This is a genomic window from Massilia aerilata, from assembly GCF_042656905.1.
Taxonomy (GTDB): Bacteria; Pseudomonadota; Gammaproteobacteria; order Burkholderiales; family Burkholderiaceae_D; genus Telluria; species Telluria aerilata.
In genome coordinates this window covers 399,854-425,296 of sequence record NZ_JBHSMZ010000001.1, presented here as the reverse complement: position 1 = coordinate 425,296, position 25,443 = coordinate 399,854, and the positions used below count along the sequence as shown (strand labels likewise).

Sequence of the window (25,443 nt, the reverse complement as noted above, 5' to 3'; positions counted from 1 at the left end):
ACTGCCGGCAAGCAATCGTGGGCACGGAGTGCCCACCCTACCAGGTAATCTTCCCGGTCAGCATCTGCCAGTACATCACCCAGTCCGCGCGGAACGACCACCACGGGTTGCCGAGGCTCGCCGGGCGGTTCTTCTCGTAGAAAAAATGTCCGACCCAGGCGCCGCCGTAGCCGCTCACCACCGCGAACAGCAGCCACCACGGGTTCAGGCTGTCGATGTACTGCGCGACGGAGGCGATGGCCGACGAGCTCCCGATGAAGTGGGCGCGCCGGCACAGGCGGTGCTCGTGCTGGGTCAGGTAATAAGGGTAGAACTCGGCAAAGCTGTTGTAGCGAACGGCAGCCATCGCATGGGTCTCCTTGTCATCCGCCCGTTCCGAGCGGCCCGGCGAACGCGATCAGGGCGTCCAGCACGGCGTCGGCCTGCTCGGCCATCATCGCGTGTCCGGCATCCACGCTGACGATTTTGCCATGCTTGAGCGCCGCCGTCAGCGCCTGTGCGGAACGCGGCGGCGTCATCACGTCGCGCGCGCCGAACACGAACAGGGCGGGGCATCTCACGCCGGCGGCCGCCGCGCCGCCGTTCGCATAGGCGTTACAGGCCGAAAAGTCGGTGTGGAACAGCTGGTCCGGGTTCTGCTCGGCCAGGCGCTGCATCAGGCGGCGCGACACGCCCGTCACCGAAAAGCCGGGGGCCGGGCAGGCAGGGCGCGGCAGCGGGCCCGAATGCGACCAGATATTGACCATGTCGATGGCGGCCGGCAGCGCGTCCTTCGAGGCCGCCAGCAAGGCGTCCGACACCTTCATCGGCCAGGTCGTGCCCAGCAGGGCGAGGCCGCCGACCCGCTCGGGCGCGCGGTGCGCGGCTTCCAGCGCGATCAGCGATCCCATGCTGTGGCCGACGAGGACGGCCTTGCCTGCGCCGGCCGCATCCAGCAGGGCCAGCACCCAGTCGGCCATCGCTTCGACCGTCGCCAGCGCCGGTCCGCCGCTGCGGCCGTGACCGGGCAGGTCGACCGCCAGCACGTTCCAGCCGTGCCAGGCAAACCAGCGGCTTTGCAGCGCCCACACCGAATGGTCGTTCTGGGCGCCGTGCAGGAAGGCGATGGTCGGCCGTTCCGTGACGAAGGGCTTGCCGCCGGTGTAGGTGTAGGCGGGGGCGCCGTCGATTTCGTAGATCATCTCAGGCTCCCTTCTGGGCCAGTTTCAGGCCGCGCGCCAGGTCTTCGATCAGGTCGTCCGCATCTTCCAGCCCGACGGACAGGCGGATCATGCCTTCGCCGACGCCCGCGGCCGCCAGCTGATCGGCGGGCACGCGGAAGTGGGTGGTCGAGGCAGGGTGGATGGCCAGCGACTTCGCATCGCCGACGTTGGCCAGGTGCGAGAACAGCTTCAGGCCGTCGACGAAGCGCTTGCCGGCCGCGCGTCCGCCGCGCAGGTGGAAGGAGAATACGCCGCCGGCGCCGCGCGGCAGCAGGGTCTTGGCCAGTTCGTAGTCCGGATGGCTTTCGAGTTCGGGCCAGACCACCGATTCCACCGCCGGCTGGCTGAGCAGGAATTCGACCAGCTTGCGGGTGTTGGCGACATGGCGCTCCATGCGCAGGCCCAGGGTTTCGACGCCCTGCAGGATGGCGAAGGCGTTGTGCGGGCTCATCGCCGCCCCGAAGTCGCGCAAGCCCTCGCGGCGCGCGCGCAGGGCGAAGGCGCCGACGGTCGACTCTTCGGCAAAGACCATGCCGTGGAAGCCGTCATACGGTTCGCACAGCTCGGCGAAGCGCCCCGTGCGCGCATGGGCGCGCTGCCAGTCGAAGCCGCCGCCGTCGACCAGCAGGCCGCCGATCGCCGTGCCGTGGCCGCACAAGAATTTCGTGGCCGAGTGGAACACCAGGTCGGCGCCATGATCGAAGGGTTTGAGGAGATATGGCGTGCTGAGCGTGGCATCGACCATCAGCGGCAGATCGTGCTCGTGCGCCAGCGCGGCCACGCGCGGAATGTCGAGCACGTCCAGGCCCGGATTGCCGACCGATTCGCCGAACAGGACTTTCGTTTCGGGGCGGATCGCGGCGCGCCAGGCGTCGAGGTCGCGCGGGTCGACGAAGGTGGTGGCGATGCCGAAGCGCTTCAGGGTGTAGGCCAGCAAATTGTGCGAGCCGCCGTACAGGGCGCGCGAGGCGACGATGTGGCTGCCGGCGCCGACGATGGTGCTCAGGCCCAGGTGCATGGCGGCCTGGCCGCTGGCGGTGGCGATTCCGGCCACGCCGCCTTCGAGCGCGGCGATACGCTCCTCGAGCACGGCGTTGGTCGGGTTCGACAGGCGCGAATAGACGTGGCCGGCGCGCTCCATATTGAACAGGGACGCGGCGTGGTCGGCGTCGCGGAAGGCGAAGGAAGAGGTGAAATAGACTGGCGTGGCGCGCGCGCCGGTGGCCGGATCGGGGCTGGCGCCGGCGTGCAGGGAGAGGGTGTCGAAGCCGGGATACCTGGGACCGCTCATGGGTAAGTCATCCAAATTAGTATAGACGACCGCATGCTACCTCAATTAAAGGCGCGCAAGACTGGCTTTTTTGGAAGGCATAGGCTAGAGTCGGCGTTATGTGTTAATCAAGCTTGCTCAGCTCCCCGAATCCAGTGTCCAGCTCTCTCGTTCCATCCGCTCCCGTACCCCGTACTCACGACATGGTGACCGCTATGAAAGTATCCGAAATCCTGCAGGTGAAGGGCGATATTTTGTACACGGTGTCTCCGGACACGCAGCTGGCCGACGCGGCAGCGACAATGGCGGACCGCGACATCGGCTCGCTGGTGGTGATGGAATACGGCGACCTGGTCGGCATGCTGACCTTCCGCGAAGTGATCCAGGCGGTCAACGCCCACGGTGGCACGATCGGCGCCGGCACGGTGCGCAAGCACATGGACGACAGCCCCATCACCGTCACCCCGGACACCGAAGTCAACGAGGTGCGCCGCATCATGCTGGAAAAGCACGCGCGCTACCTGCCGGTGATGAACGCCCGTACGCTGCTGGGTGTGATCTCCTTCTATGACGTCGCCAAGGCGGTGCTGGAAGCGCAGAGTTTCGAGAACCGGATGCTGAAGGCTTATATTCGGGATTGGCCGGCCGAGCAGGTGGCCGAAGACTGATCGTCGGGCGTTACCGCGTAACTGAACACCGTCGTTCCCGGCCTCGGCGGCCGCCTTGGCGGGGACCCAAGTTCGTAGCGGACTGGCGGTGTATACCTGCTCCACGTAAGCAAACTTGGGTTCCCGCCTTCGCGGGAACGACGGCTTATGCCGCCCGCGTCAGCGCATCCTGCCCCAGCCACTCCAGCAAGGCCTCCGGCGCCAGCGGCCGCGAGAACAGGAAGCCCTGCGCCAGCGGGCAGCCCAGCGCCTGCAGGATCTGCGCCTGGCGCTCGTCCTCCACGCCCTCGGCGATGATCGACAGGCCCAGGTTGCGTCCCAGCTCGATCACCATTTCCGCAATACTGCTGCCGCGCGCCGAACCCGTGATTTCGGTGACGAAGGTGCGGTCGATCTTCAGGCGGTCGACCTGCAGCCGCTGCAGGTAGGACAGCGACGAGAAGCCGGTGCCGAAGTCGTCGATCGCGATCGAGACGCCGGTGCGCTTGATCGCGGCGAGGCGCTCGATCAGCAGGTCCGGCTCTTCCATCGCCATCGATTCCGTGATTTCCAGCTCGACCCGCTCGGGCGGCGCGCCGGTGTCCGCCAGCGCGCCGCGCAGCATGTCGAGGAAGCCCGGGTGGCGGAACTGCACCTGCGAGACGTTGACCGACATCGTGAAGTCCAGGTAGCCGGCCGCGCGCAGGCGCATCAGCTCCGCGCAGGCCTGGCGCAGCACCCATTCGCCGATCTCGATGATCAGGCCCGAGTACTCGGCGATCGGAATGAAGCGGTCGGGCGGGACCAGGCGCCCGTCCTCGGTGCGCCAGCGCAGCAGGGCCTCGGCGCCGAAGGGGCGGTGGGCGCCCAGTTCGACCTGCGGCTGGTAGGCCAGGAACAGTTCGCCGCGCGCGAAGCCGCTGCGCAGCGCGTGCATCAGGCGCACGCGTTCGCGGATCTCCACGCCCATCCCGCGCGAGAAATAGAAATGGCCGCCGCGCTGCCGGCTCTTGGCGCGCTTGAGGGCGATGTCGGCGTCCTTCATCGCATCCGCGCCGCTGCCGTCATGCTCCAGCAGGCGCACCAGGCCGAGGGTGCCGGACACCTGCACGTCCTGGCCCTCGATCGAGAACGGCGCCGAAAACAGCGCGTGAATGCCTTCCGGGTCGACCTGGGAGGCATCGCCGAGGATGCAGAAGATGTCGCTGCCGATGCGCGCCAGCTGCAGGCGCGGGTGCACGCGGGCGCGCAGGCGCCGCGCCACCGCCACCAGCAGGGCGTCGCCGAACTGGTGGCCGAGGGCGTCGTTGATCTCGGCGAAGTGGTCGAGGTCGACCAGGCACAGCACCTCGTCGCGGCGCACATCGCCTGCCGCCAGGCCGGCGTCGATCAGTTCGACCAGGCGGGTGCGGTTGGGCAGGCCGGTCAGCGGGTCGTAGAAGGCGGCGCGCTGCAGGTCGGTCAGCAGGGCGACGTTGTCGAGGCCGACCGCGATGTTCGAGGCGAACAGCTCCAGCAGGCCGCGCCGCAGCGGGTCGAGCGGGCGTTCGAGCTCGATCCAGGCGGTGAAGTCGCAGTGCGCCTTGCCGCCGAAGTAGAGGGTCAGGTGGCGCTCGCCGAACACGTGGCGCTGCCGGGCCAGGCCCTCGCGGACCGCGGCCGCGGCGCCGTCGTGCGCCGCAGCCAGCACGCCGGTCGGCGCCAGTGCGGCCTTGTCGCCGGACGCGGCCAGCACTTCCCAGCCCGTCGCTTCGGGGCCGCCGAGGCAGGAGCACATCAGGCCCGGCGCCGGCTGGCCGATCAGGCGCGCCGCTTCGCGCAGGATGCCTTCCGCCATGCCGCCGATCGAGCGCAGCGCCATCAGCTCGGCGTTGGCGCGCACGACTTCGGCCAGGCCGCGGCGGCTGGCTTCCAGCGCGCGGATCTGTTCGTAGGCGCGGATCGCCGTGGCCACCGAGGTGTAGAGCTTGGTGCGCGTGAGTTCGGACTTGGTGCGGTAATCGTTGATGTCGTAGCCGCGGATCGCGTCCATCTCCGGCGCGTAGCCGGGCTGGCCGGTGCGCAGGATGATGCGGGTATCGTGCAGGCCGAGGGTCTCGCGGATGTGGCGCACCAGGTGCAGGCCGGCGTCCGCTTCTTCCATGACGACGTCGAGCAGGATCACCGCGATGTCGCTCTCGGCCTCGAGCAGGGCTCTGGCCTCGGCCGCGGAATAGGCGTGCAGGAATTCGAGGCGGCGGCCGTGCAGTTCGAGGCTGCCGAGCGCGAAGGTGGTGGTCGAGTGGACGTCGGCGTCATCGTCGACGATCATCACCCGCCAGGCGCCGCCGGATGCGCCTGCGACTGCGTCCGGGGCGCCGCTGGATAGAGCCGGCGCTTCGTCGACGAAGACCAGTTCATCGTCCTGCGCTGGGGGCGGTGCGGGCATTGCTGCGTCTCCGGTTTGACTTGGATCAATGAAGTTAGTATATCTGACTTGACTACTCGTCAGGAAAAAATTCTTCAAGGCAACATTCGATCCGTTGTTCCAGAACCTCCGCCAAGCACGGGACACCCGCTGCTGGTAAAATCGATCATTCCGTTTACTCAACACGCGCTCACCCATGTCCGGCAACACATTTGGCAAGCTGTTTTCCGTCACCACCTTCGGCGAGTCGCACGGTCCGGCCATCGGCTGCGTCATCGACGGCTGCCCGCCCGGGATCGCCCTGTCCGAGGCCGACATCCAGCCCGAGCTGGACCGCCGCAAGCCGGGCACCTCGCGTCACGTGACCCAGCGCCAGGAAGCCGACCGCGTGCAGATCCTGTCCGGCGTCTACGAGGGCGTCACCACCGGCACCCCGATCGCGCTGCTGATCCCGAACGAAGACCAGCGCAGCAAGGACTACGGCAACATCGCCGAGACCTTCCGCCCCGGCCACGCCGACTACACCTACTGGCACAAGTACGGCGTGCGCGACCCGCGCGGCGGCGGCCGTTCCTCGGCGCGCCTGACCGCGCCGGTGGTCGGCGCCGGCGCCATTGCGAAGAAGTGGTTGCGCGAGCACTACGGCACCGAATTCATGGGCTGCATGCGCCAGCTGGGCGACATCGACGTCCCGTTCGAGTCCTGGAACCACGTGCATGCGAATCCTTTCTTCGCGGCGACCGCCGACGCCGCCCTGATCGCGCGCATGGAAGCGGCGATGGACGAGCTGCGCCGCGCCGGCGATTCGATCGGCGCGCGCATCGACGTGGTGGCGAAGAACGTGCCCGTGGGCCTCGGCCAGCCGATCTACGACAAGCTGGACGCCGACATCGCCTACGCCATGATGGGCATTAACGCGGTAAAGGGCGTGGAGATCGGCGCCGGCTTCCACTCGGTGGTGCAGAAGGGCTCCGAGCACGGCGACGAGCTGACCCCCGAAGGCTTCGTCGGCAACAATGCCGGCGGCGTGCTGGGCGGGATCTCGACCGGCCAGGACATCACGGTCTCGATCGCGATCAAACCGACTTCCTCGATCCGCACCCCACGCCGCTCGATCGACAAGGACGGCAAGCCGGCCATGGTCGAAACCTTCGGCCGCCACGACCCCTGCGTCGGGATCCGCGCGACGCCGATCGCGGAGGCGATGCTGGCGCTGGTGCTGATGGATCATGCGTTGATGCATAGGGCGCAGTGCGGGGATGTGCGGGTCGGCACCCCGCGGATCTAGACTTCGTCGTTATCCTCCAGACCGTCGTTCCCGCGAAGGCGGGAACCCAAGTTTGCATGCGTAGCCGTCGATTGCGCTAACGGCCCGCATCCAACCTGGGTTCCCGCCTGCGCGGGAACGACGCTTCATATGTATCGTCCGCTCGCCAACTTCGCCCTGTTGCTGTTCGCGTACTACGCGTTCATGGGCACCCTCACCAGCTACGCCCCGCTGTACTTCGCCTTTCATGGCGTGAGCGCCGCCGAAGTCGGGGTGCTGATGTCGCTGGTCCAGGTGATGCGCATCGTCGGGCCGACCCTGTGGGGCTGGGTGGCGGACCACAGCCGCAGTCGGCGCTGATGGTCGGCGCGCATACCTCGCTGTATGCCTTCTACTCGCTGTACCTGGAGCGCGCCGGCTGCGGAAAGGCGCTGACTTTGCTTGAATAGCGGCCAAAAAACGATTTAAGCGCGCGCGCCGAACTTGGATTCCCGCCTTCGCGGGAACGAGGGCTTATAGGCCAAGGACTTTACGCGCGGGTTGCCACAGCTTCCAGCGTCTGCCTGCGCTCCACCGACTTCACCACCAGCGCCCGCAAGTCGTTCAACAGCGAAAACTCCGTCTGGCTCAGGTACACCGACGGGAAGCGGTCGTCCCAGTCCCCGTAGATGAAGCCGACCGGCTCGCCGTTGGTGCACAGCGGGATGATGACGAAGCAGCGCGCCGAGCCCAGGCTTCCTTTCCACCAGCCGGGCAGCTTGCTGGCGAATTTCGGGTCGCGGGCGTTTTCGATGAAGATCACGCGGTCGCTGCCGAGGGCGGCGAAGAAGACGTTGGGCTCGTAGGCGTCGTCGAAGACCAGGTTCGGCTGCAGGGCCTTGGCGCCATCGCCGAGGCTGATCCTGGCGCTGTACTTGCCCTCGCGGCGGCTGCGCAGGAAGCCGAAGGCGCGCGTGAAGGACAGGCCGTGGTAGGCGCTCTCGATCGCCATCGACATCATCTGGCCCGGGGTGGCGTTGGCAGCGCCGCGCATCTCGGCCACGCCGGATGTCAGGATCTTGTTGCCGGCGTCGCGCATGCGGGTCGCGGCGGCGGCGCGGGCGCGCTTCTCCGGCGGATTCGCCAGCGGCGCGATCGACAGGTCGGCGGTCGCTTCGACCTTGGCCTGCTCGATGGCGCCGACCAGTTTTTCGGCTTCGATGCCCAGCATCGGCGCGAAGTTCGAGGCCAGTTCGGCCACCTGGGCGGCAGCGTCTTCGTCGCCGTGCCACAGCGATTCGGCGCATTGCGAGGACATGGTGCCCAGCGCGGCCAGCCAGTCTTCGTGGGCGAAGGCCTCGCCCCGTTCGCCCGGTTCGACGCGGCGCATGCCGGCGACCAGGTTGCGCGGCAGGCCCCAGTGCTCGGCGGTGGCGCGGCCGACCTGTTCCAGGCTCAGGCCGAGCTGGTCGAGCGCGGCGGCGTCCTCGGCACCTTCAGCGGCGGCCTGCTGCAGGACGGTCCAGCGCTCCGGCAGGTAGAAGGTGACCATCATGCGGCCCAGCGAATGCAGGATCGAGCAGACCACCGCTTCTTCCGGATCGCGCACGTCGGCCCTGGCGGCCACCTGCTGCGCCACCATCCCGGCCAGCACCGCCTTTTCCATTTCGATGTGGGCCTGCAGCGAATCCGGCGTCGACTTGCTCAGCTCCTCGATCAGCTTCAGCCCCAGGGCCAGGTGGCCGATCGCCTCGGTGCCAAGCACCAGCACGGCCTTCGACACGGTATTGATGCGCTGGCCGAAGGCCGAGTACATGCCGCTGTTCGCCAGGCGCAGCACCTTCTGGGTCAGGACCGGATCGGACAGCACCGTCTGGGTCATGGAGAAGTCGCGCTCGTCCTCGCCGCGCATCGAGGCCAGGATGGCGTTGATGGCGCGGGTGAAGCCGGGCATGTCGCCGCGGCGGCGGATGCGTTCCCACAGCAGGGCGAGGGTGGCGTCGGCTTTCGGCGAGCGTTCGTAATTCAGGGTCTGATTCATAAATGGCCCGCCCGCAGTTCGTTCGGGAGCAGTTCGGTGTACAGGTCTTCCTTCAGCGCCGCCATGGCGACGTGGGCCGGCATCGGCTTGCCGGTCAGGTAGCCCTGCACGTAGTCGCAGCCGCGCGATTCCACGTAGCTGAGTTGTTCTTCGGTCTCGACGCCTTCCGCCACCACCGACAGGTCGAGGTGCTTGGCCAGGTCGAGCACGGCGTTGCAGATCGCCGCATCCTTGGCGGAGGCCGGCAGGTCCTTGATGAAGGCGCGGTCGATCTTCAACACCGAGATCGGGAAGCGCTTCAGGTAGGCCAGCGAGGAGTAGCCGGTGCCGAAATCGTCGATCGCGATGCGCGCGCGGCGCTCGGCCATCTTGCCGAGGATGCTCTCGGCATGCGCCGGGTCGACCATCAGCGTGCCCTCGGTGATCTCGAGCACCAGCTTGTCGCCGGGCGTGCCGGAGAAGGCGAGGGCGTCGTCCAGCACCGACAGGAAGCGGTCGTTGCGGAACTGGCGCGGGCTGATGTTGACCGAGATGTAGAGCTCGCGCTTGGCGACTTCCTCGAACTGGCGGATCTGCACCAGCGCAGCCTTCAGCGCCCAGGCGCCCAGCATGTTGATCAGGCCATTGGTCTCGGAGATGGGGATGAAGCGCACTGGCGGCACCATGCCCAGGGTCGGATGCTTCCAGCGCATCAGGGTCTCGAAACCCTCGATGCGGCGCGTGCGGCTGCTGACGATCGGCTGGTAATACAGCATGAACTCGCCCTCGCGCACCGCGTGGAACATCGCCGCTTCGAGCGAGATGTCGTGCTGGGGCGAGCCGACCGGGTCGCCCGACTGCCTGCACTTGTGGACCACCGTGCGGGCGCCGCCGGTTTCCTTGGCGCGGCCCATCGCGCTGTCGGCCAGCGCCACCAGGCGCACCTCGTCCTCGGCGTGCTCCGGATACACCGAGACGCCGATCGAGGCGCCCAGGTAGATCGTATGGCTGTCGATTTCGAAGGGCGACTGCAGTGCCGCCAGCAGGCGTCCGGTGACCAGCTTGATCTGGGCTTCGTTGAAGGTGCCCGGCAGGACCGCGACGAATTCGTCGCCGCCGACGCGGGCCAGGGTGTCGCTGTCGCGCAGGGTCTTGCGCAGGCGTCCCGCGGCCATGCGCAGCACGGCGTCGCCGACCGGGTGGCCGAGGCCGTCGTTGACCTTCTTGAAGCCGTCCAGGCCGATGGTGGCGATCGAAAAGCCCTGGCCGGAGCGGCGCGCGTTGGCGATCACCATGCGGATGCGGTCCGACAGCAGCAGGCGGTTCGGCAGGTCGGTGAGGGCGTCGTGGGTCGCCATGTGGCGCAGGCGCTGCTCGGTGGCGCGCTGGGCCGACATGTCGCGGCCGACCGCCAGCAGTTCCGGGCCGCCGTCCAGCAGGCTGACGCGCAGCTCGAACCAGGTCTCCTTGTCGCCCGCCCTGGCGTCCATGGTAAGCAGGCGCGCTTCGACCAGCACCGGCTCGGCGCGCACGGTGGCGTCGACGATGGCGTTGCGCAGCGCCGGCTGGTCGACCTCGATGGCGAGCGCGGACAGGGCGGCGCCGCGCAGTTCGCCGGCCGCGCCGAGCAGGCGCGCGGCAGCTTTGCTGGCATGGCGGATCAGGCCGGAAGGGTCGATGTGGAACGCGATGTCGCCCACCGCTTCCATGAGCGCATCCAGCCCGTGGGCCGGCGGCGCATGGCGCGGATCCTCGTTCGCTGCTGCTGATGAACCGGGGCGCATGTCTTGAATAGGTGCTTTCTTAAATCCTGGCCGCGGCGCGAAGCAGCGGCAAACCGCACGAGTGTATCAAATCCTTTGGAAATGTATCACTGAAAGATTCTCGGGAGCACTATAAAACACAATCGAGCCCCGTGTTCAGCCCCGCCTTGACGGCCCGCAGCTGCCATTCCGTACAGGTCGTGCTTGCCCGGGATAAGGCTTTGCGCTAGCCTTGTTGCCTTGTCGATAACGCGAACCGGATGCCGAGCCGGTGCATTGTCGCCGATGCAGTGCAATTGGGAAACTTTTCCTTCGATTGTCTGATGCTTCGATGCAACATGAAAGAGACGCGGCCATGAACCGATTCGATACCCACGAGGTCTTCAACCAGGCGCCGCCCTTCGGCGACGTCAACCTGTTCCGCTGCGATCCCGCGCTGCGCGAGGGCCTGGAGCGCGAAGGCGCCGGCTGGGCCGCCGATACCCTCGATGCGCTCGGCCAACGGCTTGGCAGCAGCGAGGTCCTGGATCTTGCGCGCCTGGCCAACGAGTTCCCGCCGCGCCTGGTGAACTTCGACCGCAGCGGGCAGCGCATCGACGAGCTCGAATTCCACCCGTCCTGGCATCGCCTGATGGGCATGCTGATCGAGAACGGCGCGCATTCGCTGCCGTGGGAAGCGCCGGATGGGCAAATGCAGCCTGGCGCCCAGGTCGCGCGCGCCGCCGCCTACCTGATGTTCGGGCAGGTCGAGAACGGCTCGCAATGCCCGGTGACGATGACCTATGCCTCGGTGCCCGCCTTGCGCCAGAACCCGGCCATCGCGGCGCGCTGGCTGCCGAAGATCCTGTCGCGGGACTACGATCCGCGCTCGCTGCCGGTGGAACAGAAGCGCGGCGCGCTGGTCGGCATGGGCATGACGGAAAAGCAGGGCGGCACCGATGTGCGCGCCAACACGACCCGCGCCGCGCCGCTCGATCCGGCCCGGGCGAAAGCGCGCTTCGGCGAGGAAGGCGAGGGCGCATTTGTGATCGTGGGTCACAAATGGTTTTTCTCGGCGCCGCAATGCGACGCCCACCTGGTGCTGGCGCAGACCGACAGCGAAGGCAGCGCGGGCCTCAGCTGCTTCTTGGTGCCACGCTTCCTGCCGGACGGCAGCCGCAACGCGATCCGCGTGCAGCGCCTCAAGAACAAGCTGGGCAACCGTTCGAACGCTTCCTCCGAGGTCGAGTTCTGCGACGCCATCGGCTGGATGATCGGCAGGGAGGGGCGCGGCATCCCGACCATCCTCGAGATGGGCAGCCATACCCGGCTCGACTGCGTGACGGGCACGGCCGGCATCATGCGCGCCGCCCTGTGCCACGCGCTGCACCACGCGCGTGGACGCAGCGCCTTCGGCCGCCCGCTGGCCGAACAGCCGCTGATGCAGAACGTGCTGGCCGACCTGGCGCTGGAATCCGAGGCCGCCACCGCCTTCGCATTGCGCCTGGCGCGTTGTTACGACCGCCAGGACGATCCCGTTGAAGTGCTGCTGGGCCGCCTCCTGACCCCGGCCGGCAAGTACTGGCTCTGCAAGCGCGGCCCGGCCTTCGGCGCCGAGGCGATGGAAGTCATGGGCGGCAACGGCTATGTCGAGGACGGACCGCTGGCGCGCCTGTACCGCGAATTCCCGGTCAATTCGATCTGGGAAGGTTCCGGCAACGTGATGTGCCTGGACGTGCTGCGCGCCTTCGGCAAGTCGCCGGAAGCGCGTGCGGCGCTGGCGCAGGAACTTGGCCTGGCGGCGGGCATCGATGCGCGCTACGACGCCTGGTGCGCGCGGTTGTTGGAAGAGCTCGCAGGCGGGACGAACCCGGCGGCCACGTCGGAATTCGGCGCGCGCCGCCTGGCCGAGCGGCTGGTGGTCGGTGTGCAGGGCGGCCTGCTGCTGCGCCATGCCCCGGTGTTCGTGTCGGACGCCTTCGTGGCCTCGCGCATCGCGCGCGAGGTGGGCGGCGCCTTCGGCAGGCTGCCGGATGGGGCCGACGCGCCCGCGATCCTGGCCCGGGCCCTGGAAATTTCTTCAACCAGGTAGGGACAAACTGGCCCGCGGCTGGGATAATGCTGGTCTGATCGCCAACACTGGCCGCATTTACATAGAGTACCTACATGAAACAAGACCCGCGTTTTCCCAGCCTGTACATCCTGAATCACCCGCTCATCCAGCACAAGCTGTCGCACATGCGCGACCGCGGCACCTCGACCCGCACCTTCCGCGAGCTGCTGAGGGAGATCACGCTGCTGATGGGCTACGAGATCACGCGCGACCTGCCGCTGACCACGCGCGAGATCGAAACCCCGCTGATGACCATCGACGCGCCTATCATCGCCGGCAAGAAGCTGGCCATCGTCCCGATCCTGCGCGCCGGCATCGGCATGAGCGACGGCCTGCTGGAACTGGTGCCGTCGGCGCGCGTCGGCCACATCGGCGTGTTCCGCGACCCGGAAACCCACCAGCCGGTAGAGTACCTGGTGCGCCTGCCTGACACCACCGAGCGTACCTTCATCCTCTGCGATCCGATGGTTGCGACCGGCAACTCGGCGGTCTATGCCGTCGACGTGCTCAAGAAGCGCGGCGTGCCGGACGAGCAGATCATCTTCCTGGCGCTGGTGGCGGCGCCGGAAGGCGTCGAGGTGTTCCAGAAGTCCCACCCGAACGTCAAGCTCTACGTCGCCTCGCTGGACAGCCACCTGAACGATCACGCCTACATCATCCCTGGGCTGGGCGATGCCGGCGACCGCATCTTCGGCACCAAATAAATGCAGACCGGCAGCGCGGCCGACGCGGAATTCTTCGAACGCCTGGCGGAACTGAACGACAGGTTCGCGGCGTCGCTTCCGCAGACCCTGGGACGGGTGTCGGCTGCGCGCAACGCTTTCGACACTGTGCGGCCGCAGCCCGAATTGATGGAGGAGCTGCATGCGGTGTTGCACACGCTGGCGGGTTCCTCGGCGACGTTCGGGTTCCGCATCCTCGGCCACCAGGCGCGGAATATCGAGCAGCGCCTGCGGGTGCTGATGACCTTCGACGCCGTCGCCCCGGAAGAATGGGCGGCCTGGCTGGCCGAGCTGGACATGTTCGTGGCCTGGGCACTGCGCGACCCGAAGGATGCCTACCCCAATGACGAGTCCGCCATCTAGACCTTCGACAAAAACATTGTTTTGAAGTCGTTTGATGTATGACAAACTTGCTAAGTTTCGATAATCTATATTCTGCTTACCACCGACGCAAAATAAGGGCTCGTAAAAGTTGGTTTTAGGAATGTTACGAGCTGTGGATTTTATTTTGCGAAAACCGTGTATTTTTTGGTTTATTCGGTATAATGTGGGATCGTTGGATTCGCGGTTGCAGTGCAGTTAGTCTGTCATTTGTTTCTTGCTTCTTCAAACGATCGTAAACGGGCGCAAGCCCACTTCAACTGAAATAGGAAATAGTAATGGCAACTGGCATCGTTAAATGGTTCAATGACTCCAAGGGCTTCGGCTTCATCACCCCGGACGAAGGCGGCGAAGATCTGTTCGCTCACTTCTCGGCGATCCAATCCCAAGGCTTCAAGTCGCTGCAAGAGAATCAGCGTGTTTCGTTCGACGTGACCTCGGGTCCGAAGGGCAAGCAAGCATCGAACATCCAGCCGATCTAATCGTCACGATTAGTCGCTGATGTCGCAAAAAATCCTCGGCATGTCCGGGGATTTTTTTTGCCTGTCGTATTTCTTTTTAATTCCGCCAATAATCGGGTTGCGAATAGGCATGCCGTAGAAAATCGACGAAACTGCGGATTCGCAGCGGCAGGTGCCGGCGTTGTGCGAATACCGCGTAAATGTCGTTGCCCGGCGCCGCATATTGCTCCAGCACCGGCACCAGGCGGCCGGCCGCGATTTCCGGTCCCACTTCCCACATCGAGCGCCAGGCCAGGCCGCGTCCGGCCAGCGCCCAGTCATGCAGCACCGCGCCGTCGTTGCAGACCATGTTCCCGCCCACCTTCCGGGTCACGATCTTGCCGCCGTCGCGGAAGGTCCAGCCGCGCTGGCTGCCTTCGCTGCTGATCGGCAGGCAGTTGTGGCGCGCAAGGTCCGCGAGCGTCTGCGGGCTGCCATGGCGCTTCAGGTAGGCGGGCGCACCCACCACCACGCGGTGGTTGTCGGCCAGCTTCACGCCGACCAGATTCGAATCCGACAGGCTGGCGATGCGGATCGCCACGTCCACGCCTTCGCCGATGACGTCGACCAGGCGGTCGTTCAGGTTCAGGTTGAGGGTGACATCGCGGTGTTCCAGCAAGAAGGACGGCACCAGCGGCGCCACGTGCTGGCGCCCGAAGCCCGCAGGGGCCGACACCAGCAGGTGCCCGGTGGCGCGCGCGCTGCGCTCGGAGACGGCCGATTCCGCTTCTTCCAGCTCGACCAGGATACGCTGGCAATCCTCGAGGAAGGTGGCGCCCTCGTCGGTGAGGACCAGCTTGCGCGTGGTCCGCTGCAGCAACTTGACGCCAAGACGGGTTTCCAGGGCATCGAGGCGGCGCCCGATCATGGCCGGCGCGATACCCTCGGCGCGCGCCGCGGCGGACAGGCTGCCGCGGGCGACGACCTCGACGAAGGTGGAAATCTGGCGGAAATGTCCCATGCGCGGCGTTTGCTCCTGTTCTGATCCTCAGCTGTGACAAAAACGCATAGATGAATGTATTTTTTGTCTCGTTTAATGACGCTTGAGTGAATATACTTGACGAGATAGCAAACGCCAAGACCGCTGTTGCCCTTGGCGGCGCCGAGTTTTCATACTTAAGAGGAGTACGTCATGACCATTGCCACCCCGTCCGGAATGGAAATCCGCGCCGAGATCAAGCCCGGCTACGAACAGATCCTGACGCCCGAGGCGCTCGCCCTCGTGGCCAAGCTCAGCCGCGAATTCGAGCCGCGCCGCCAGCAGCTGCTGGCCGCCCGCGTCGAGCGCGCCAGGAAACTGGATGCCGGCGAGCGCCCGGACTTCCTGTCCGAGACCGTCCACATCCGCAACGGCGACTGGAAGATCGCCCCGATTCCGCAGGCGCTGGAATGCCGCCGCGTGGAAATCACCGGCCCGGTCGAGCGCAAGATGGTGATCAACGCCCTGAACTCGGGCGCGGACAGCTACATGACCGACTTCGAGGATTCGAACACCCCGAACTGGGACAACCAGATCACCGGCCAGCTGAACATGCGCGACGCCGTGCGCAAGACCATCTCGCTGGAGCAGAACGGCAAGCAGTACAAGCTGAACGACAAGGTCGCGACCCTGGTCGTGCGTCCGCGCGGCTGGCACCTGGACGAGAAGCACGTGCTGGTGGACGGCAAGCGCGTCTCCGGCGGCATCTTCGACTTCGCCCTGTTCATGTTCCACAACGCCAGGGAGCAGCTGGCGCGCGGCGCCGGTCCCTACTTCTACCTGCCGAAGATGGAATCGCACCTGGAAGCGCGCCTGTGGAACGACATCTTCGTGATGACGCAAAACGAACTCGGCCTGCCGCAGGGCACGATCAAGGCCACCGTGCTGATCGAAACCATCCTGGCCGCCTTCGAGATGGACGAGATCCTGTACGAGCTGCGCGAGCACAGCGCCGGCCTGAACGCGGGCCGTTGGGATTACATCTTCTCCTGCATCAAGAAATTCAAGCTCGACAAGGACTTCTGCCTGGCCGACCGTCCGAAGGTGACGATGACGGCGCCCTTCATGCGCGCCTACGCGCTGTTGCTGCTGAAGACCTGCCACAAGCGGGGCGCGCCGGCGATCGGCGGCATGTCGGCACTCATCCCGATCAAGAACGATCCGGAAAAGAACGCTACCGCGATGGCCGGCGTCATCGGCGACAAGTCGCGCGACGCCAATGACGGCTACGACGGCGGCTGGGTCGCCCACCCGGGCCTGGTCGAGCCGGCGATGACCGAATTCAAGAAGGTGCTGGGCGAGCGCCCCAACCAGTTCGACAAGCAGCGTCCGGACGTCGAGGTGAGCGCGGCCCAGCTGCTCGACTTCAAGCCGGAAGCGCCGATCACCGAGGCCGGACTGCGCTACAACATCAACGTCGGCATCCACTACCTGGGCGCCTGGCTGGCCGGCAACGGCTGCGTGCCGATCCACAACCTGATGGAAGACGCCGCCACCGCCGAGATCAGCCGTTCGCAGGTCTGGCAGTGGATCCGCTCGCCGAAGGGCGTGCTGGACGACGGCCGCAAGGTGACGGCCGACATGGTGCGGGCAATGATTCCTGAGGAACTGGCCAAGGTGAAAGAGGTGGCGCCGAACGGTGACAACCCGACCTATGCGCGGGCGGCGGAGATTTTCGAGAAGATGTCGACGTCGGAAGCGTTTGCGGAGTTCCTGACCTTGCCGCTGTACGAAGAGATCTGAGTCTTTTGGTGGGCACGGGGTGCCCACCCTACGATATTTTCGTCCCACGTAGGGTGGGCACCCCGTGCCCACGGATTGGGGTCTCGATCCGTTAAAACACGTTCTTCCACTCCCGCAAGGCCGCAAACGCCTCCACCTTGGACGCCCCCCGCGCCAATCGTCCCGCCGCCACCAGACTGTCCACGATTCCCGGCTCGCCGGCGCGCAGGAAGGGATTGGTCGCCTTTTCGATAGCGATGTTCGAAGGAATGGTCGGCAGATTGGTCCCGCGCGCCTTGCTGTCCGCCTCGAGACGCATCCGCAGCGCCCGGTTGCCGGGCTCGACCGCTTCCGCGAAGCGCAGGTTGGACAGCGTGTATTCGTGGGCGCAATAGACCAGGGTATCGTCGGGCAGGGCCGCCAGTTTGCCCAGCGAAGCCGCCATCTGCGCGGGCGTGCCCTCGAACAGGCGGCCGCAGCCGGCGCCGAACAGGGTGTCGCCGCAGAACAGCCAGTGCTCGCCCGGCGTCTCCCGCACATAGGCGATATGCCCCCGCGTATGGCCGGGCACGTCCAGCACCGACAGTTCCAGCGCCAGGCCCGGCACCTGCACGCGCTCGCCTTCGCCCAGCGGATGGGTCACGGCGGCAATATTGTCATGACGCGGTCCGAATACCGGCACCTTATACTCGCTGAGCAATTGAGGCACGCCACCGATATGGTCAGCATGGTGATGGGTGAGTAGAATGGCGGTGAGGGTCAATCCATTCGCCCGCAAGGCATCGAGGATGGGCTGTCCATCGCCCGGGTCGACCGCAGCCGCATGGATGCCGTCGTGGATGAGCCAGAGGTAATTGTCCTTGAAGGCGGGTACGGTGAGAACGCTCAGGGTGTTGGCGCTGCTTGGCGAATTCGTCATGGGCTGAAAGATGCGTAAGCAAAAAGGGGTGGCATGGATAGCGCGGTATCCGAAAAATCCATTATAGCGCTCGACCGATGGCTGCAATCCCCGGCCGGCGCCTACGTGCGCGCCTGGGAACAGGCCTGCCTGGACGAGCTCACGGCCGATATCTTCGGCTTCAACGCCGTGCAGATCGGCGTGCCGCAGATCGATGCGCTGGCCGCCAACCGCATGCCGAACAAGTGGCAGGCCGCCACCCGCACCTCGACCGCCAGCGAACTGTCGATCGCCGCCGGCGGCAAGCAGATCGCGGTGGCGCTCGACTTTGCCGAGCTGCCCTTCGCCTCCCAGAGCCTGGACCTGGTGGTGCTGCCGCACGTGCTGGAGTTCGCGGCCGAGCCGCACCAGGTGCTGCGCGAGGTCGAGCGGGTCCTGATACCCGAGGGGCAATTGATCATCTGCGGCTTCAATCCTGCCAGCATGTGGGGCGTGCGCCAGGGCATGGGGCGCATCACCAGCAGCGCCTACCTGCCGACCGCGGGGGAGTTCATCTCTTTGCCGCGGCTGAAAGACTGGTTAAAATTGTTGAATCTCGGCGCTACGCGCAGCCACTTCGGCTGCTATGCGCCGCCTTTCCGCACCACCCAGTGGCTGAACCGCTTCGATTTCGTCGAAGGCGCAGGGCAGCGCTGGTGGCCCTACCTGGGCGCCGTCTACATCGTGCATGCGATCAAGCGCGTCAAGGGAATGAACATCATCGGACCGGCCTGGAACAAGAAACCGGGCAAGGCGCCGAAGGCGGTGCCGGCAACCAACCGCAACGAACGCAACAAGTAGAAGAGAGCATGACGACCAAAGTAGAGATTTTTACCGACGGGGCCTGCAAGGGAAATCCGGGCACCGGCGGATGGGGCGCGCTGCTCGTGGCCGGTGAGCACGAAAAGGAAATCTTCGGCGGCGAGCCGAACACCACCAATAACCGCATGGAGCTGCGCGCCGTGATCGAGGCGCTGACCGTGCTGAACCGTCCCTGCCACGTGGTGCTGCATACCGACAGCCAGTACGTGCAGAAGGGCATCTCCGAGTGGATCCACGGCTGGAAGGCGCGCGGCTGGAAGACCTCGACCAAGGAACCGGTCAAGAACGAAGATTTGTGGAAGGCCCTCGACGCCGCCCAGCAGCAGCACGCGGTCGAATGGCGCTGGGTGCGCGGGCACAACGGCCATCCGGGCAACGAGCGCGCGGACGGCCTGGCCAACATGGGCGCGGCTTCGGTCAAGCGTTGACAGGATCCGTCGGCGCCGCGTCGCCGGCAGGCATGTACGTCGGCTTCCGAATCCTGGAACTTTCGCCAGGACAGTTTGTCAATAAACAGCGAGCCAGGACCGGAAGTGGGGTGGCATATGAACCCGATGACCATGTGCTTGCAGTTGTTGAAGGCCGATTCCGAGGCCCAAGTCATCGCGATCCTTGAGCGGAACCACTTGTGGCATGACGCCAAGGCGTGGACGGACTACGGGAACAACGACAACAACTGGAGCATCATCGGTAATCAGCAGGGCCAGGCCGAGGCGGCGCTGGTCGAGAAGATCGTCAATGCGCACGACAGCATCTTGATGGCCTGCTGCCGGCGCGAAGGGCTGGACCCGGCAGGGAGCCGGAGCAGGGTGCCGAAGTCGATCAAGGAAGCCTTGCATCGATACTTCAAGCTGGGAAAGAACCACCTGAGCGGCATCAGCAGCCAGGAAAGAAGCGCGCTGGCGGAACGGACCTGCGGCGTGGTCGCGACCGGCGCGAAGCAGGGGCCGAGCTACGCCATCTTCGACTTCGGCGAAGGGCAGAATGGCGGGGAGTTTTTCGATACCTTTCTTTCGCTGGCAAAGTCGAACAAGCTGACCGTCCCTTTCGTGCAAGGAAAATTCAACCAGGGATCGACCGGCGCACTCAGATTTTGCGGCGAGCACTGTATCCAGCTCATCCTGAGCAAGCGCGACCCTTCGATCGCCGGCGCCGACGGCCAATGGGCATTTACCATCACCCGCCGCTTCGAGCCGGACGAGCATTCGCGGCGCCGCAGCAGCGTCATCCGCTGTCTGGCGCCGGGTGGAGATGTCATCCGGTTTGCCGCGTCCTCACTGCCGGTCCTGCCGACTAAGACCAGTGCGTTCGGGCGGCCGATGTGGCACGGGACCTATGTCAAGCTCTATGAATACAATGTCGCTCCGGCGCTGAGCACCAATCTGCAGTTCGACATGAAGTACCGCCTTTCGGCCCTGCTGGTCGAGCCGGTGTTTCCGGTTCGCCTCTACGAGCGGCGCGCGTACGAAGGCCACACGCTCGAGACGACGCTGAACGGCCTGGAATTACGGCTGACCGAAGACGGCGATCAGAATATCGAGCCCGGTTTCCCGGTCGGCAGTACGTTTACGACGGCGGCCGGCGACTTCAAGCTACGGATTTTTGCCTTGAAAAAGGATATCAATCCGCGCCGGTACACCGGCGGCGACGGCATCCTGTTCACGATCAACGGCCAGACGCATGGCGCCTTCCCCAGGACATTCTTCCAGCGCAAGCACGTCGGGATGGATTACCTCGCCCGCTCCCTGATCGTGGTCGTCGATTGCTCGGCAATTTCCGCCCGCGCGGTGGAGCAAATCTTTATGCCGAGCAGGGATCGCCTGGTCACCAGCAACCTGACCAAGGAGCTCGAGGAGGCCTTATCCGAACTGATACGAGACAATGACGCGCTCCAGGAACTGCGCCAGAAACGGCGCCAGGAAGAGTTGAGTGCGAAGATCGGGGACAACAAGCAGGCGCAGGAAATCTTCAACTCGATCGTCCGGAAATCGCCGGTCCTGTCCAAGCTGCTCATTACCGGAGAAAAGATCCTGAACCCGTTCTCTTCCCGCGCCGGCAGCAGCGAAGGGAGGCAAGCCTTCGAGCCGCGCTACATTCCGAGTTTCCTCGAGTTGCTAAGGCCGAATTCGGCGCACACGCCGCGCCGCGTCGAAGTCGGCCGTACCGCGCGCATCCAGCTGGTGACGGACGCGCCGAACGACTATCTGGTCAGGGCGGCGGACCAGGGCAGTTTCGTGCTGGCGTCGACCACGGACCACCATTGGCACAAACGGGTCAATCCTTTCGAGGGCATCTGGACCCTGAATCTCTCGATCCCCGAGGATTTTCCGGTCGATTGCTTGTTGACCTTCACGTGCACGCTCGGCGATGACACGATGCCGGAGCCATTGAGCGTGAGCTTTTGGGCGCAGACCATTCCCTTTGTTCCGCAGGAAGCACAAGCGGGCGGGTCGAGCGGCGAAAAGAAAAAGAACCCGAATCAAGGCGCGGGGAAGGGGAGGCCGCCGCCGGGCCTGGCGCTGCCCCATATTATCGAGGTCAGGCGGCAGAACTGGGCCGATCATGAATTCCACGATTACGCCGCGCTGCGTGTAGTTGGCGCCGGCGACGGTTCGTACGACTTTTATGTAAACATGGACAACCTGTACCTCATCAACGAGGTCCAGAACTCGAATACGGACAAGCTCATCCTCGAAAACAGGTTCAAGCTCGCCCTGGTGTTCATCGGCGTGGCGATACTGGCGGAACCGAACGAGGGAGCGACGGAAGTGTCCGGTGCGACGCCGGAGCTGACGATGGCCGACAAGGAAAGCCTGGTACGCCTGATCTCGGAGCGCATGGCGCCCATCCTCCTGCCCCTGGTCGATGAACTCTCGAAGACCGGCCTCGAAGAAGGGTCGTCGCTGGGCGGCGAGCCGATGTAGCCTTACGCTGCGGCTGCGGTATACTAGGGATCTTTGTTTCCCCTTTTTGATCGTCTCAACGCATGCGCCAGATCGTCCTCGACACCGAAACCACCGGCCTCAACCCACGCACGGGCGACCGCGTCATCGAAATCGGCTGCGTTGAAATCTTCAACCGCAAGCTGACCGGCAACAACTTCCATCGCTACATCAATCCCGAGCGCGATTCGGACGAAGCGGCGCTGGCGGTGCACGGCCTGACCACCGAGTTCCTGAGCGACAAACCGAAGTTCCACGAGATCGCCGAAGAACTGCGCGCCTTCGTCCAGGATGCGGAAGTCATCATCCACAACGCGCCCTTCGACCTCGGCTTCCTGAACCACGAGTTCGAACGCCTGGGCCTGCCGCCTTTCGTCAGCCATTGCAGCAATGTGATCGATACCCTGGTAAACGCGAAGGAACTGCACCCGGGCAAGCGCAACTCGCTGGACGCGCTGTGCGACCGCTACGGCATCTCGAACGCCCACCGCAAGCTGCACGGCGCACTGCTGGACTCGGAGCTGCTGGCCGACGTCTACCTGGCGATGACGCGCGGGCAGAACATGCTGTCGATGGATGTCGAGGTCGAAGAGGCGGGTGGCGGTGCGCTGCTGGAAGCCGTGCCGCTGGGCGAGATCATCGTCGTTTCGGCGGCCGCCGACGAACTCGCGGAGCACGATGCGGTGCTGGCCGCGCTCGACAAAGGCGTGAAAGGGGAGTGTGTTTGGAGAAAATATTCTCCGCAGGGGTGACAAAACGCAAAACCCCCCCTATAATGCTCGTCATTGCAGCGACGCAATCGCAGCAAAAGCAGTAAAACAGGGAGGTTAGCTCAGGGGTAGAGCACTGCATTCACACTGCAGGGGTCGCAAGTTCGAAACTTGCACTTCCCACCAGGATTCATCGAAAAAGCCAGCGGATTTGCTGGCTTTTTTGTTTTTGTTGCGCCTGTCAGTTGCGGGCCCGACGCTGCTTGTATGTGGGTGCGCGAACGTTCAAGCGCCGGGCGATCCGGTATCGTTCCAGCATCATGAAACCCAAAGCGCATCGGACGCAGGTCGCCGACTCCCAGCTCGAACTGCCGCTCGGCCGGTCGGGCGGGGCGCATGACCTGGCCTATTACATCGGCATCTGCAAGGTCTACGCGGCCTACCACAAGCACTGGCCGACCGTTGACGCGAGCCGCGAGGAATTCCGCGCGGCGCGGGTGAAGGATGTCGATGGCCGGCGCATCCAGCGCGAACTGCGCTATCCGGCGCCCGGGCTCGAAACCGATCCGGAGTACCAGGCGCTGCGCGAGCGCTGCCTGCTTGACGGCATGCGCGAAGGTGTGACGCTGGAAGCGCTGGATCCGCGCTATCGCACGGTGCTGTCCGAAAACGGTATCGCCGGCCTGTTCGCGTCCATCGCGCTGCCGGTGAGGGCCGGACCGGATGCGGTGCGCTATGCGTCCGGCCTGCCGGCGCACGCCCTTGAAGAGCTGACACTGCGCGTCGGGCAGGGCATCGCCGTGCGTGCGCTCGGGCTCGCAGGCTTCGATCCGCGGGACCCGCGCGTGCTCGCGCGCAGCTTCGCGGTGCGGGTGCATGCCAACGACGAGCTGAAAAGCGTCATCGACCGCATCGGCATCCACCGTCCCGCGCTCGACGCGCGCCTGGCCGACCATTACCTGCTGGACGCCGGCGAGGATGGCCGCCTTACCGTCCGCTACCAGCTGCTGGCCGGCGGCCGCTACGCCGGCCGCTTCGACCTCGGCCAGCTGTGCGCGAAGCTCGCCGCGGTCTACGCCCTCGACCCCGAACTGGCGCAGCTGCGCGGCGCCGCGGCCTTCGAGATGCCGGCCGCGCCCACCGTCCCGGCCGCACCTGTCTCCGGCAGTATCGAGGAGCTGCGCGAGCAGCTGGCCATGCTCCGGGCGGAAGGCCGGAGCCTGGTGCTGCCGATCCAGGCGCTGAGCCGGTTTGCCGACATCCGGCGCCTGCTGGAAAAGGCCGGCGGCGATTACCGCGCGCATGGACAGCGCTTCGACTTCGAGGCGGACATCGCGCCCGCCGCCGTGCTCGAGGAATTGCTCAGGCGCGGCGCGCTCTAGCCCGGCGTTTGCCCGGTGTGACGTCGGCGCCGCCGAAGAGGTCGGGCTGGACCGGCGCCGCGGCCGGCACGGGCGCCGGTGCCGGCGCCGGCCGCGGTTCCGGCACAGTCCCGAAAGGATCGATGGCGGCCGCCACGCCGTTGGTGTAGGCCAGCACATCGTCGAGCACCTGGTCCCTGGCCGGGTCGGCCGGCGCGTCCGGCGCGGCCAGCGCCTGGCGGCAGCGCGACACCGCCTGGCGCACCATGGCGACCGTGCGGCTGCCCGACGCGCCTTCGATCAGCTTGCGGAAGCGGTGCTCCTCCCACTTGTCTTCCTCGCGCTGCGACAGGGCGTCCGGATAGTGGCGCGCCTTATAGCGCAGGAACAGCTCGTCGAGCCTGGGATCGAGGAAGCCCGGCTTCAGGCCTGCAAAGGTGGCCGGGTCCATGCTCCGCAGCTGGTCGAGCAGGCGCCGGTCGGCATTGCCGACGAAGCCGGCGTAGAGCGCTTCGTCGACGTCGCACTCGCCCGGTTCGCGGGCAAACACGACCTGCAGCAGCCGCGCGAGGTCAACGGTCTCCATGACGCCCCGCATGACGGGCACATTGGCCAGCGCAGCGCCGACGTCGATGCCCAGCTCCGCGGCCCGTTCGCGTGACAGCACGCCCAGGTTCCTGAAGACCGGCGGCGATTTGTTCGCGGCGATGCAGCGGATCGGCATCGGCTCGAAATCCTCGGGCCGCTCCTCCGGCCTGGTGAACAGCCGCCTGCGCATGGTTTCGGCATCGATGTCCAGCAGCTGGCGCGGATCCCTGGCCAGGTCCCAGGCGATGACCTCGTTGCGATTGGTCGGGTGCGGGGCCAGCGGCATCATGATGCGGATGCCCGCCGCCTTCGCATTGCCGCGGCCGATATGCAGGAAGGGGCTGTGCGAATCCACGTCCATCTCTTGCAGCGCCAGGTTCTTGTCCAGCATCGAGAAGCAGTGCGCGAAGAGCTGCGGCTGGGATGCGCGGATGCGCCGCGCCAAAGCGGCCGTGGCCAGCACGTCGGACATGGCGTCGTGCGCCGCATCGTGCGGCAAACCGTTCGCCGCGCTGATCCGCTCCAGCGCGAACGAGACCCGACCCGCTTCGTCGGCGGGCCACTCCAGCGTCTCCGGGCGCAGCGCATGGGTGGCGCGCACGAGGCCGAGCAGATCCCAGCGCCCGCAGCCGTCCTTCCACTCGCGGGCATACGGGTCGATGAGGTTACGCCAGAACATGAAGCGCGTGATTTCCTCGTCGAAGGCGATCGAGTTGTAGCCGAAGGCAATCGTTCCCGGCGCGGCGAGCTCGCGATGGACCGCCTGGACGAATTGCAGCTCCGGCAAACCGAGCTCCTGGCAGCGCGTAGGCGTGATCCCGGTGACCAGGCAGGCCTGCGGATCGGGCAGGTGATCGGGCGTGGGCCGGCAATACAGCGTGGTCGGCCTGCCGATGACGTTCAGGTCCATATCCAGGCGCAGGCATGCGAACTGGACCGGGCGGTCGCGGACCGGATCCAGGCCGGTGCTCTCATAGTCGTAGGCCAGCAGGCTGTTCATGGCGGCAAGTCAGGGCTGGGCGGGCCGTCTCGATGATCTTGACCGAAGAATAACGGCAACGGCGGCAGCGCGGCGCACATGAGCCATCGCTAGGGGAACTAATCGGCCGAATGGATGACCTATGTTTTATGC

Annotated in this window: 22 protein-coding genes and 1 tRNA gene; 14 read left to right on the top strand and 9 right to left on the bottom strand. The window is 65.8% G+C overall.

What is annotated here, in order from left to right:
• Nucleotides 1-37: 37 nt before the first annotated feature.
• From ACFPO9_RS01860 to ACFPO9_RS01850, 3 genes are read right to left on the bottom strand one after another with little or no spacing between them, the layout of a single operon-like run.
• Nucleotides 38-346, bottom strand: a complete 309-nt coding sequence (locus ACFPO9_RS01860; protein WP_379766188.1) for an Mpo1-like protein — start codon at nucleotides 344-346, stop codon at nucleotides 38-40.
• Between the two features lie 16 nt (nucleotides 347-362).
• Entirely contained in the window at nucleotides 363-1,181 is an 819-nt protein-coding gene (locus ACFPO9_RS01855) for an alpha/beta fold hydrolase (RefSeq protein ID WP_379766185.1), read from the bottom strand.
• Between the two features lies 1 nt (nucleotide 1,182).
• Complete coding sequence (locus tag ACFPO9_RS01850; protein ID WP_379766182.1) at nucleotides 1,183-2,493, bottom strand: O-acetylhomoserine aminocarboxypropyltransferase; 1,311 nt, start codon at nucleotides 2,491-2,493, stop codon at nucleotides 1,183-1,185.
• A gap of 194 nt (nucleotides 2,494-2,687) precedes the next feature.
• Between ACFPO9_RS01850 and ACFPO9_RS01845 the strand changes: the two genes are divergently transcribed.
• Nucleotides 2,688-3,140: a CBS domain-containing protein gene (locus ACFPO9_RS01845; protein WP_230022542.1), complete on the top strand. Its 453-nt coding sequence runs from the start codon at nucleotides 2,688-2,690 to the stop codon at nucleotides 3,138-3,140.
• 145 nt (nucleotides 3,141-3,285) lie between these two features.
• Here ACFPO9_RS01845 and ACFPO9_RS01840 read toward each other — a convergent pair whose 3' ends face one another.
• Entirely contained in the window at nucleotides 3,286-5,547 is a 2,262-nt protein-coding gene (locus ACFPO9_RS01840) for a putative bifunctional diguanylate cyclase/phosphodiesterase (RefSeq protein WP_379766179.1), read from the bottom strand.
• A 175-nt stretch (nucleotides 5,548-5,722) separates the two neighbouring features.
• On the opposite strand from ACFPO9_RS01840, the gene aroC reads away from it, so the two are divergent.
• Together aroC and ACFPO9_RS01830 are read left to right on the top strand one after the other, a co-directional pair.
• Entirely contained in the window at nucleotides 5,723-6,814 is a 1,092-nt protein-coding gene (gene aroC, locus ACFPO9_RS01835) for a chorismate synthase (RefSeq protein ID WP_379766176.1), read from the top strand.
• Between the two features lie 129 nt (nucleotides 6,815-6,943).
• Entirely contained in the window at nucleotides 6,944-7,153 is a 210-nt protein-coding gene (locus ACFPO9_RS01830) for an MFS transporter (protein WP_379766174.1), read from the top strand.
• Nucleotides 7,154-7,322: 169 nt separating this feature from the next.
• On the opposite strand, the gene ACFPO9_RS01825 is transcribed toward ACFPO9_RS01830, so the two are convergent.
• Together ACFPO9_RS01825 and ACFPO9_RS01820 are read right to left on the bottom strand one after the other, a co-directional pair.
• Nucleotides 7,323-8,813, bottom strand: coding sequence for an HDOD domain-containing protein (locus ACFPO9_RS01825; RefSeq protein WP_379766171.1), 1,491 nt, complete (start codon nucleotides 8,811-8,813; stop codon nucleotides 7,323-7,325).
• A complete protein-coding gene (locus tag ACFPO9_RS01820; protein WP_379766168.1) occupies nucleotides 8,810-10,576 on the bottom strand; it encodes a putative bifunctional diguanylate cyclase/phosphodiesterase in 1,767 nt (588 codons plus the stop codon). Before ACFPO9_RS01820 ends, ACFPO9_RS01825 begins: the two co-directional genes overlap by 4 nt.
• Before the next feature lie 334 nt (nucleotides 10,577-10,910).
• On the opposite strand from ACFPO9_RS01820, the gene ACFPO9_RS01815 reads away from it, so the two are divergent.
• The 4 genes from ACFPO9_RS01815 (at nucleotide 10,911) to ACFPO9_RS01800 (ending at nucleotide 14,232) form a co-directional block, all read left to right on the top strand.
• Nucleotides 10,911-12,626 (top strand): isovaleryl-CoA dehydrogenase, encoded by a 1,716-nt coding sequence (locus ACFPO9_RS01815; protein ID WP_379766165.1) that lies wholly within the window; start codon nucleotides 10,911-10,913, stop codon nucleotides 12,624-12,626.
• Between the two features lie 74 nt (nucleotides 12,627-12,700).
• Nucleotides 12,701-13,351 (top strand): uracil phosphoribosyltransferase, encoded by a 651-nt coding sequence (gene upp, locus ACFPO9_RS01810; protein ID WP_379766162.1) that lies wholly within the window; start codon nucleotides 12,701-12,703, stop codon nucleotides 13,349-13,351.
• Nucleotides 13,352-13,732, top strand: coding sequence for an Hpt domain-containing protein (locus ACFPO9_RS01805; RefSeq protein WP_379766159.1), 381 nt, complete (start codon nucleotides 13,352-13,354; stop codon nucleotides 13,730-13,732).
• 296 nt (nucleotides 13,733-14,028) lie between these two features.
• Nucleotides 14,029-14,232, top strand: a complete 204-nt coding sequence (locus tag ACFPO9_RS01800; RefSeq protein ID WP_182988379.1) for a cold-shock protein — start codon at nucleotides 14,029-14,031, stop codon at nucleotides 14,230-14,232.
• Between the two features lie 76 nt (nucleotides 14,233-14,308).
• On the opposite strand, the gene ACFPO9_RS01795 is transcribed toward ACFPO9_RS01800, so the two are convergent.
• Nucleotides 14,309-15,211 carry a LysR family transcriptional regulator gene (locus tag ACFPO9_RS01795; protein WP_379766155.1) on the bottom strand — a complete coding sequence of 301 codons (903 nt, stop codon included), beginning with the start codon at nucleotides 15,209-15,211 and terminating at the stop codon, nucleotides 14,309-14,311.
• Between the two features lie 171 nt (nucleotides 15,212-15,382).
• Here ACFPO9_RS01795 and aceB point away from each other — a divergent pair, with 171 nt between their 5' ends.
• Entirely contained in the window at nucleotides 15,383-16,972 is a 1,590-nt protein-coding gene (gene aceB / locus ACFPO9_RS01790; RefSeq protein ID WP_379766152.1) for a malate synthase A, read from the top strand.
• Between the two features lie 91 nt (nucleotides 16,973-17,063).
• Here aceB and gloB read toward each other — a convergent pair whose 3' ends face one another.
• Complete coding sequence (gene gloB / locus ACFPO9_RS01785; protein ID WP_379766149.1) at nucleotides 17,064-17,870, bottom strand: hydroxyacylglutathione hydrolase; 807 nt, start codon at nucleotides 17,868-17,870, stop codon at nucleotides 17,064-17,066.
• Nucleotides 17,871-17,903: 33 nt separating this feature from the next.
• On the opposite strand from gloB, the gene ACFPO9_RS01780 reads away from it, so the two are divergent.
• The 6 genes from ACFPO9_RS01780 (at nucleotide 17,904) to ACFPO9_RS01755 (ending at nucleotide 23,744) form a co-directional block, all read left to right on the top strand.
• Complete coding sequence (locus ACFPO9_RS01780) at nucleotides 17,904-18,689, top strand: class I SAM-dependent methyltransferase (protein ID WP_379766146.1); 786 nt, start codon at nucleotides 17,904-17,906, stop codon at nucleotides 18,687-18,689.
• Nucleotides 18,690-18,697: 8 nt separating this feature from the next.
• Nucleotides 18,698-19,138, top strand: coding sequence for a ribonuclease HI (rnhA, locus tag ACFPO9_RS01775; RefSeq protein ID WP_230022573.1), 441 nt, complete (start codon nucleotides 18,698-18,700; stop codon nucleotides 19,136-19,138).
• A 117-nt stretch (nucleotides 19,139-19,255) separates the two neighbouring features.
• Nucleotides 19,256-21,634 (top strand): flagellar protein FliT, encoded by a 2,379-nt coding sequence (locus ACFPO9_RS01770; protein ID WP_379766142.1) that lies wholly within the window; start codon nucleotides 19,256-19,258, stop codon nucleotides 21,632-21,634.
• A 62-nt stretch (nucleotides 21,635-21,696) separates the two neighbouring features.
• On the top strand, nucleotides 21,697-22,404 hold the full coding sequence (gene dnaQ / locus ACFPO9_RS01765) for a DNA polymerase III subunit epsilon (RefSeq protein ID WP_379766139.1): 708 nt from the start codon (nucleotides 21,697-21,699) through the stop codon (nucleotides 22,402-22,404).
• A gap of 69 nt (nucleotides 22,405-22,473) precedes the next feature.
• Nucleotides 22,474-22,548, top strand: a tRNA-Val gene (locus tag ACFPO9_RS01760).
• Between the two features lie 134 nt (nucleotides 22,549-22,682).
• A complete protein-coding gene (locus ACFPO9_RS01755) occupies nucleotides 22,683-23,744 on the top strand; it encodes a hypothetical protein (RefSeq protein ID WP_379766136.1) in 1,062 nt (353 codons plus the stop codon).
• Here ACFPO9_RS01755 and sbcB read toward each other — a convergent pair.
• Nucleotides 23,725-25,311, bottom strand: a complete 1,587-nt coding sequence (sbcB, locus tag ACFPO9_RS01750) for an exodeoxyribonuclease I (protein WP_379766133.1) — start codon at nucleotides 25,309-25,311, stop codon at nucleotides 23,725-23,727. The genes ACFPO9_RS01755 and sbcB overlap by 20 nt on opposite strands.
• Nucleotides 25,312-25,443 lie beyond the last annotated feature (132 nt).

What these genes read in the sequence shown, in the direction of transcription:
- ACFPO9_RS01755 (WP_379766136.1), top strand. Translation starts at nt 22,683, where the DNA reads ATGAAACCCAAAGCGCATCGGACGCAGGTCGCCGACTCCCAGCTCGAA.
- ACFPO9_RS01780 (WP_379766146.1), top strand. Translation starts at nt 17,904, where the DNA reads ATGGATAGCGCGGTATCCGAAAAATCCATTATAGCGCTCGACCGATGG.
- ACFPO9_RS01805 (WP_379766159.1), top strand. Translation starts at nt 13,352, where the DNA reads ATGCAGACCGGCAGCGCGGCCGACGCGGAATTCTTCGAACGCCTGGCG.
- ACFPO9_RS01770 (WP_379766142.1), top strand. Translation starts at nt 19,256, where the DNA reads ATGAACCCGATGACCATGTGCTTGCAGTTGTTGAAGGCCGATTCCGAG.
- sbcB (WP_379766133.1), bottom strand. Translation starts at nt 25,311, where the DNA reads ATGAACAGCCTGCTGGCCTACGACTATGAGAGCACCGGCCTGGATCCG.
- upp (WP_379766162.1), top strand. Translation starts at nt 12,701, where the DNA reads ATGAAACAAGACCCGCGTTTTCCCAGCCTGTACATCCTGAATCACCCG.
- aceB (WP_379766152.1), top strand. Translation starts at nt 15,383, where the DNA reads ATGACCATTGCCACCCCGTCCGGAATGGAAATCCGCGCCGAGATCAAG.
- dnaQ (WP_379766139.1), top strand. Translation starts at nt 21,697, where the DNA reads ATGCGCCAGATCGTCCTCGACACCGAAACCACCGGCCTCAACCCACGC.
- ACFPO9_RS01850 (WP_379766182.1), bottom strand. Translation starts at nt 2,493, where the DNA reads ATGAGCGGTCCCAGGTATCCCGGCTTCGACACCCTCTCCCTGCACGCC.
- ACFPO9_RS01855 (WP_379766185.1), bottom strand. Translation starts at nt 1,181, where the DNA reads ATGATCTACGAAATCGACGGCGCCCCCGCCTACACCTACACCGGCGGC.
- ACFPO9_RS01795 (WP_379766155.1), bottom strand. Translation starts at nt 15,211, where the DNA reads ATGGGACATTTCCGCCAGATTTCCACCTTCGTCGAGGTCGTCGCCCGC.
- ACFPO9_RS01830 (WP_379766174.1), top strand. Translation starts at nt 6,944, where the DNA reads ATGTATCGTCCGCTCGCCAACTTCGCCCTGTTGCTGTTCGCGTACTAC.
- ACFPO9_RS01860 (WP_379766188.1), bottom strand. Translation starts at nt 346, where the DNA reads ATGGCTGCCGTTCGCTACAACAGCTTTGCCGAGTTCTACCCTTATTAC.
- ACFPO9_RS01815 (WP_379766165.1), top strand. Translation starts at nt 10,911, where the DNA reads ATGAACCGATTCGATACCCACGAGGTCTTCAACCAGGCGCCGCCCTTC.
- ACFPO9_RS01820 (WP_379766168.1), bottom strand. Translation starts at nt 10,576, where the DNA reads ATGCGCCCCGGTTCATCAGCAGCAGCGAACGAGGATCCGCGCCATGCG.
- rnhA (WP_230022573.1), top strand. Translation starts at nt 18,698, where the DNA reads ATGACGACCAAAGTAGAGATTTTTACCGACGGGGCCTGCAAGGGAAAT.
- gloB (WP_379766149.1), bottom strand. Translation starts at nt 17,870, where the DNA reads ATGACGAATTCGCCAAGCAGCGCCAACACCCTGAGCGTTCTCACCGTA.
- aroC (WP_379766176.1), top strand. Translation starts at nt 5,723, where the DNA reads ATGTCCGGCAACACATTTGGCAAGCTGTTTTCCGTCACCACCTTCGGC.
- ACFPO9_RS01845 (WP_230022542.1), top strand. Translation starts at nt 2,688, where the DNA reads ATGAAAGTATCCGAAATCCTGCAGGTGAAGGGCGATATTTTGTACACG.
- ACFPO9_RS01825 (WP_379766171.1), bottom strand. Translation starts at nt 8,813, where the DNA reads ATGAATCAGACCCTGAATTACGAACGCTCGCCGAAAGCCGACGCCACC.
- ACFPO9_RS01840 (WP_379766179.1), bottom strand. Translation starts at nt 5,547, where the DNA reads ATGCCCGCACCGCCCCCAGCGCAGGACGATGAACTGGTCTTCGTCGAC.
- ACFPO9_RS01800 (WP_182988379.1), top strand. Translation starts at nt 14,029, where the DNA reads ATGGCAACTGGCATCGTTAAATGGTTCAATGACTCCAAGGGCTTCGGC.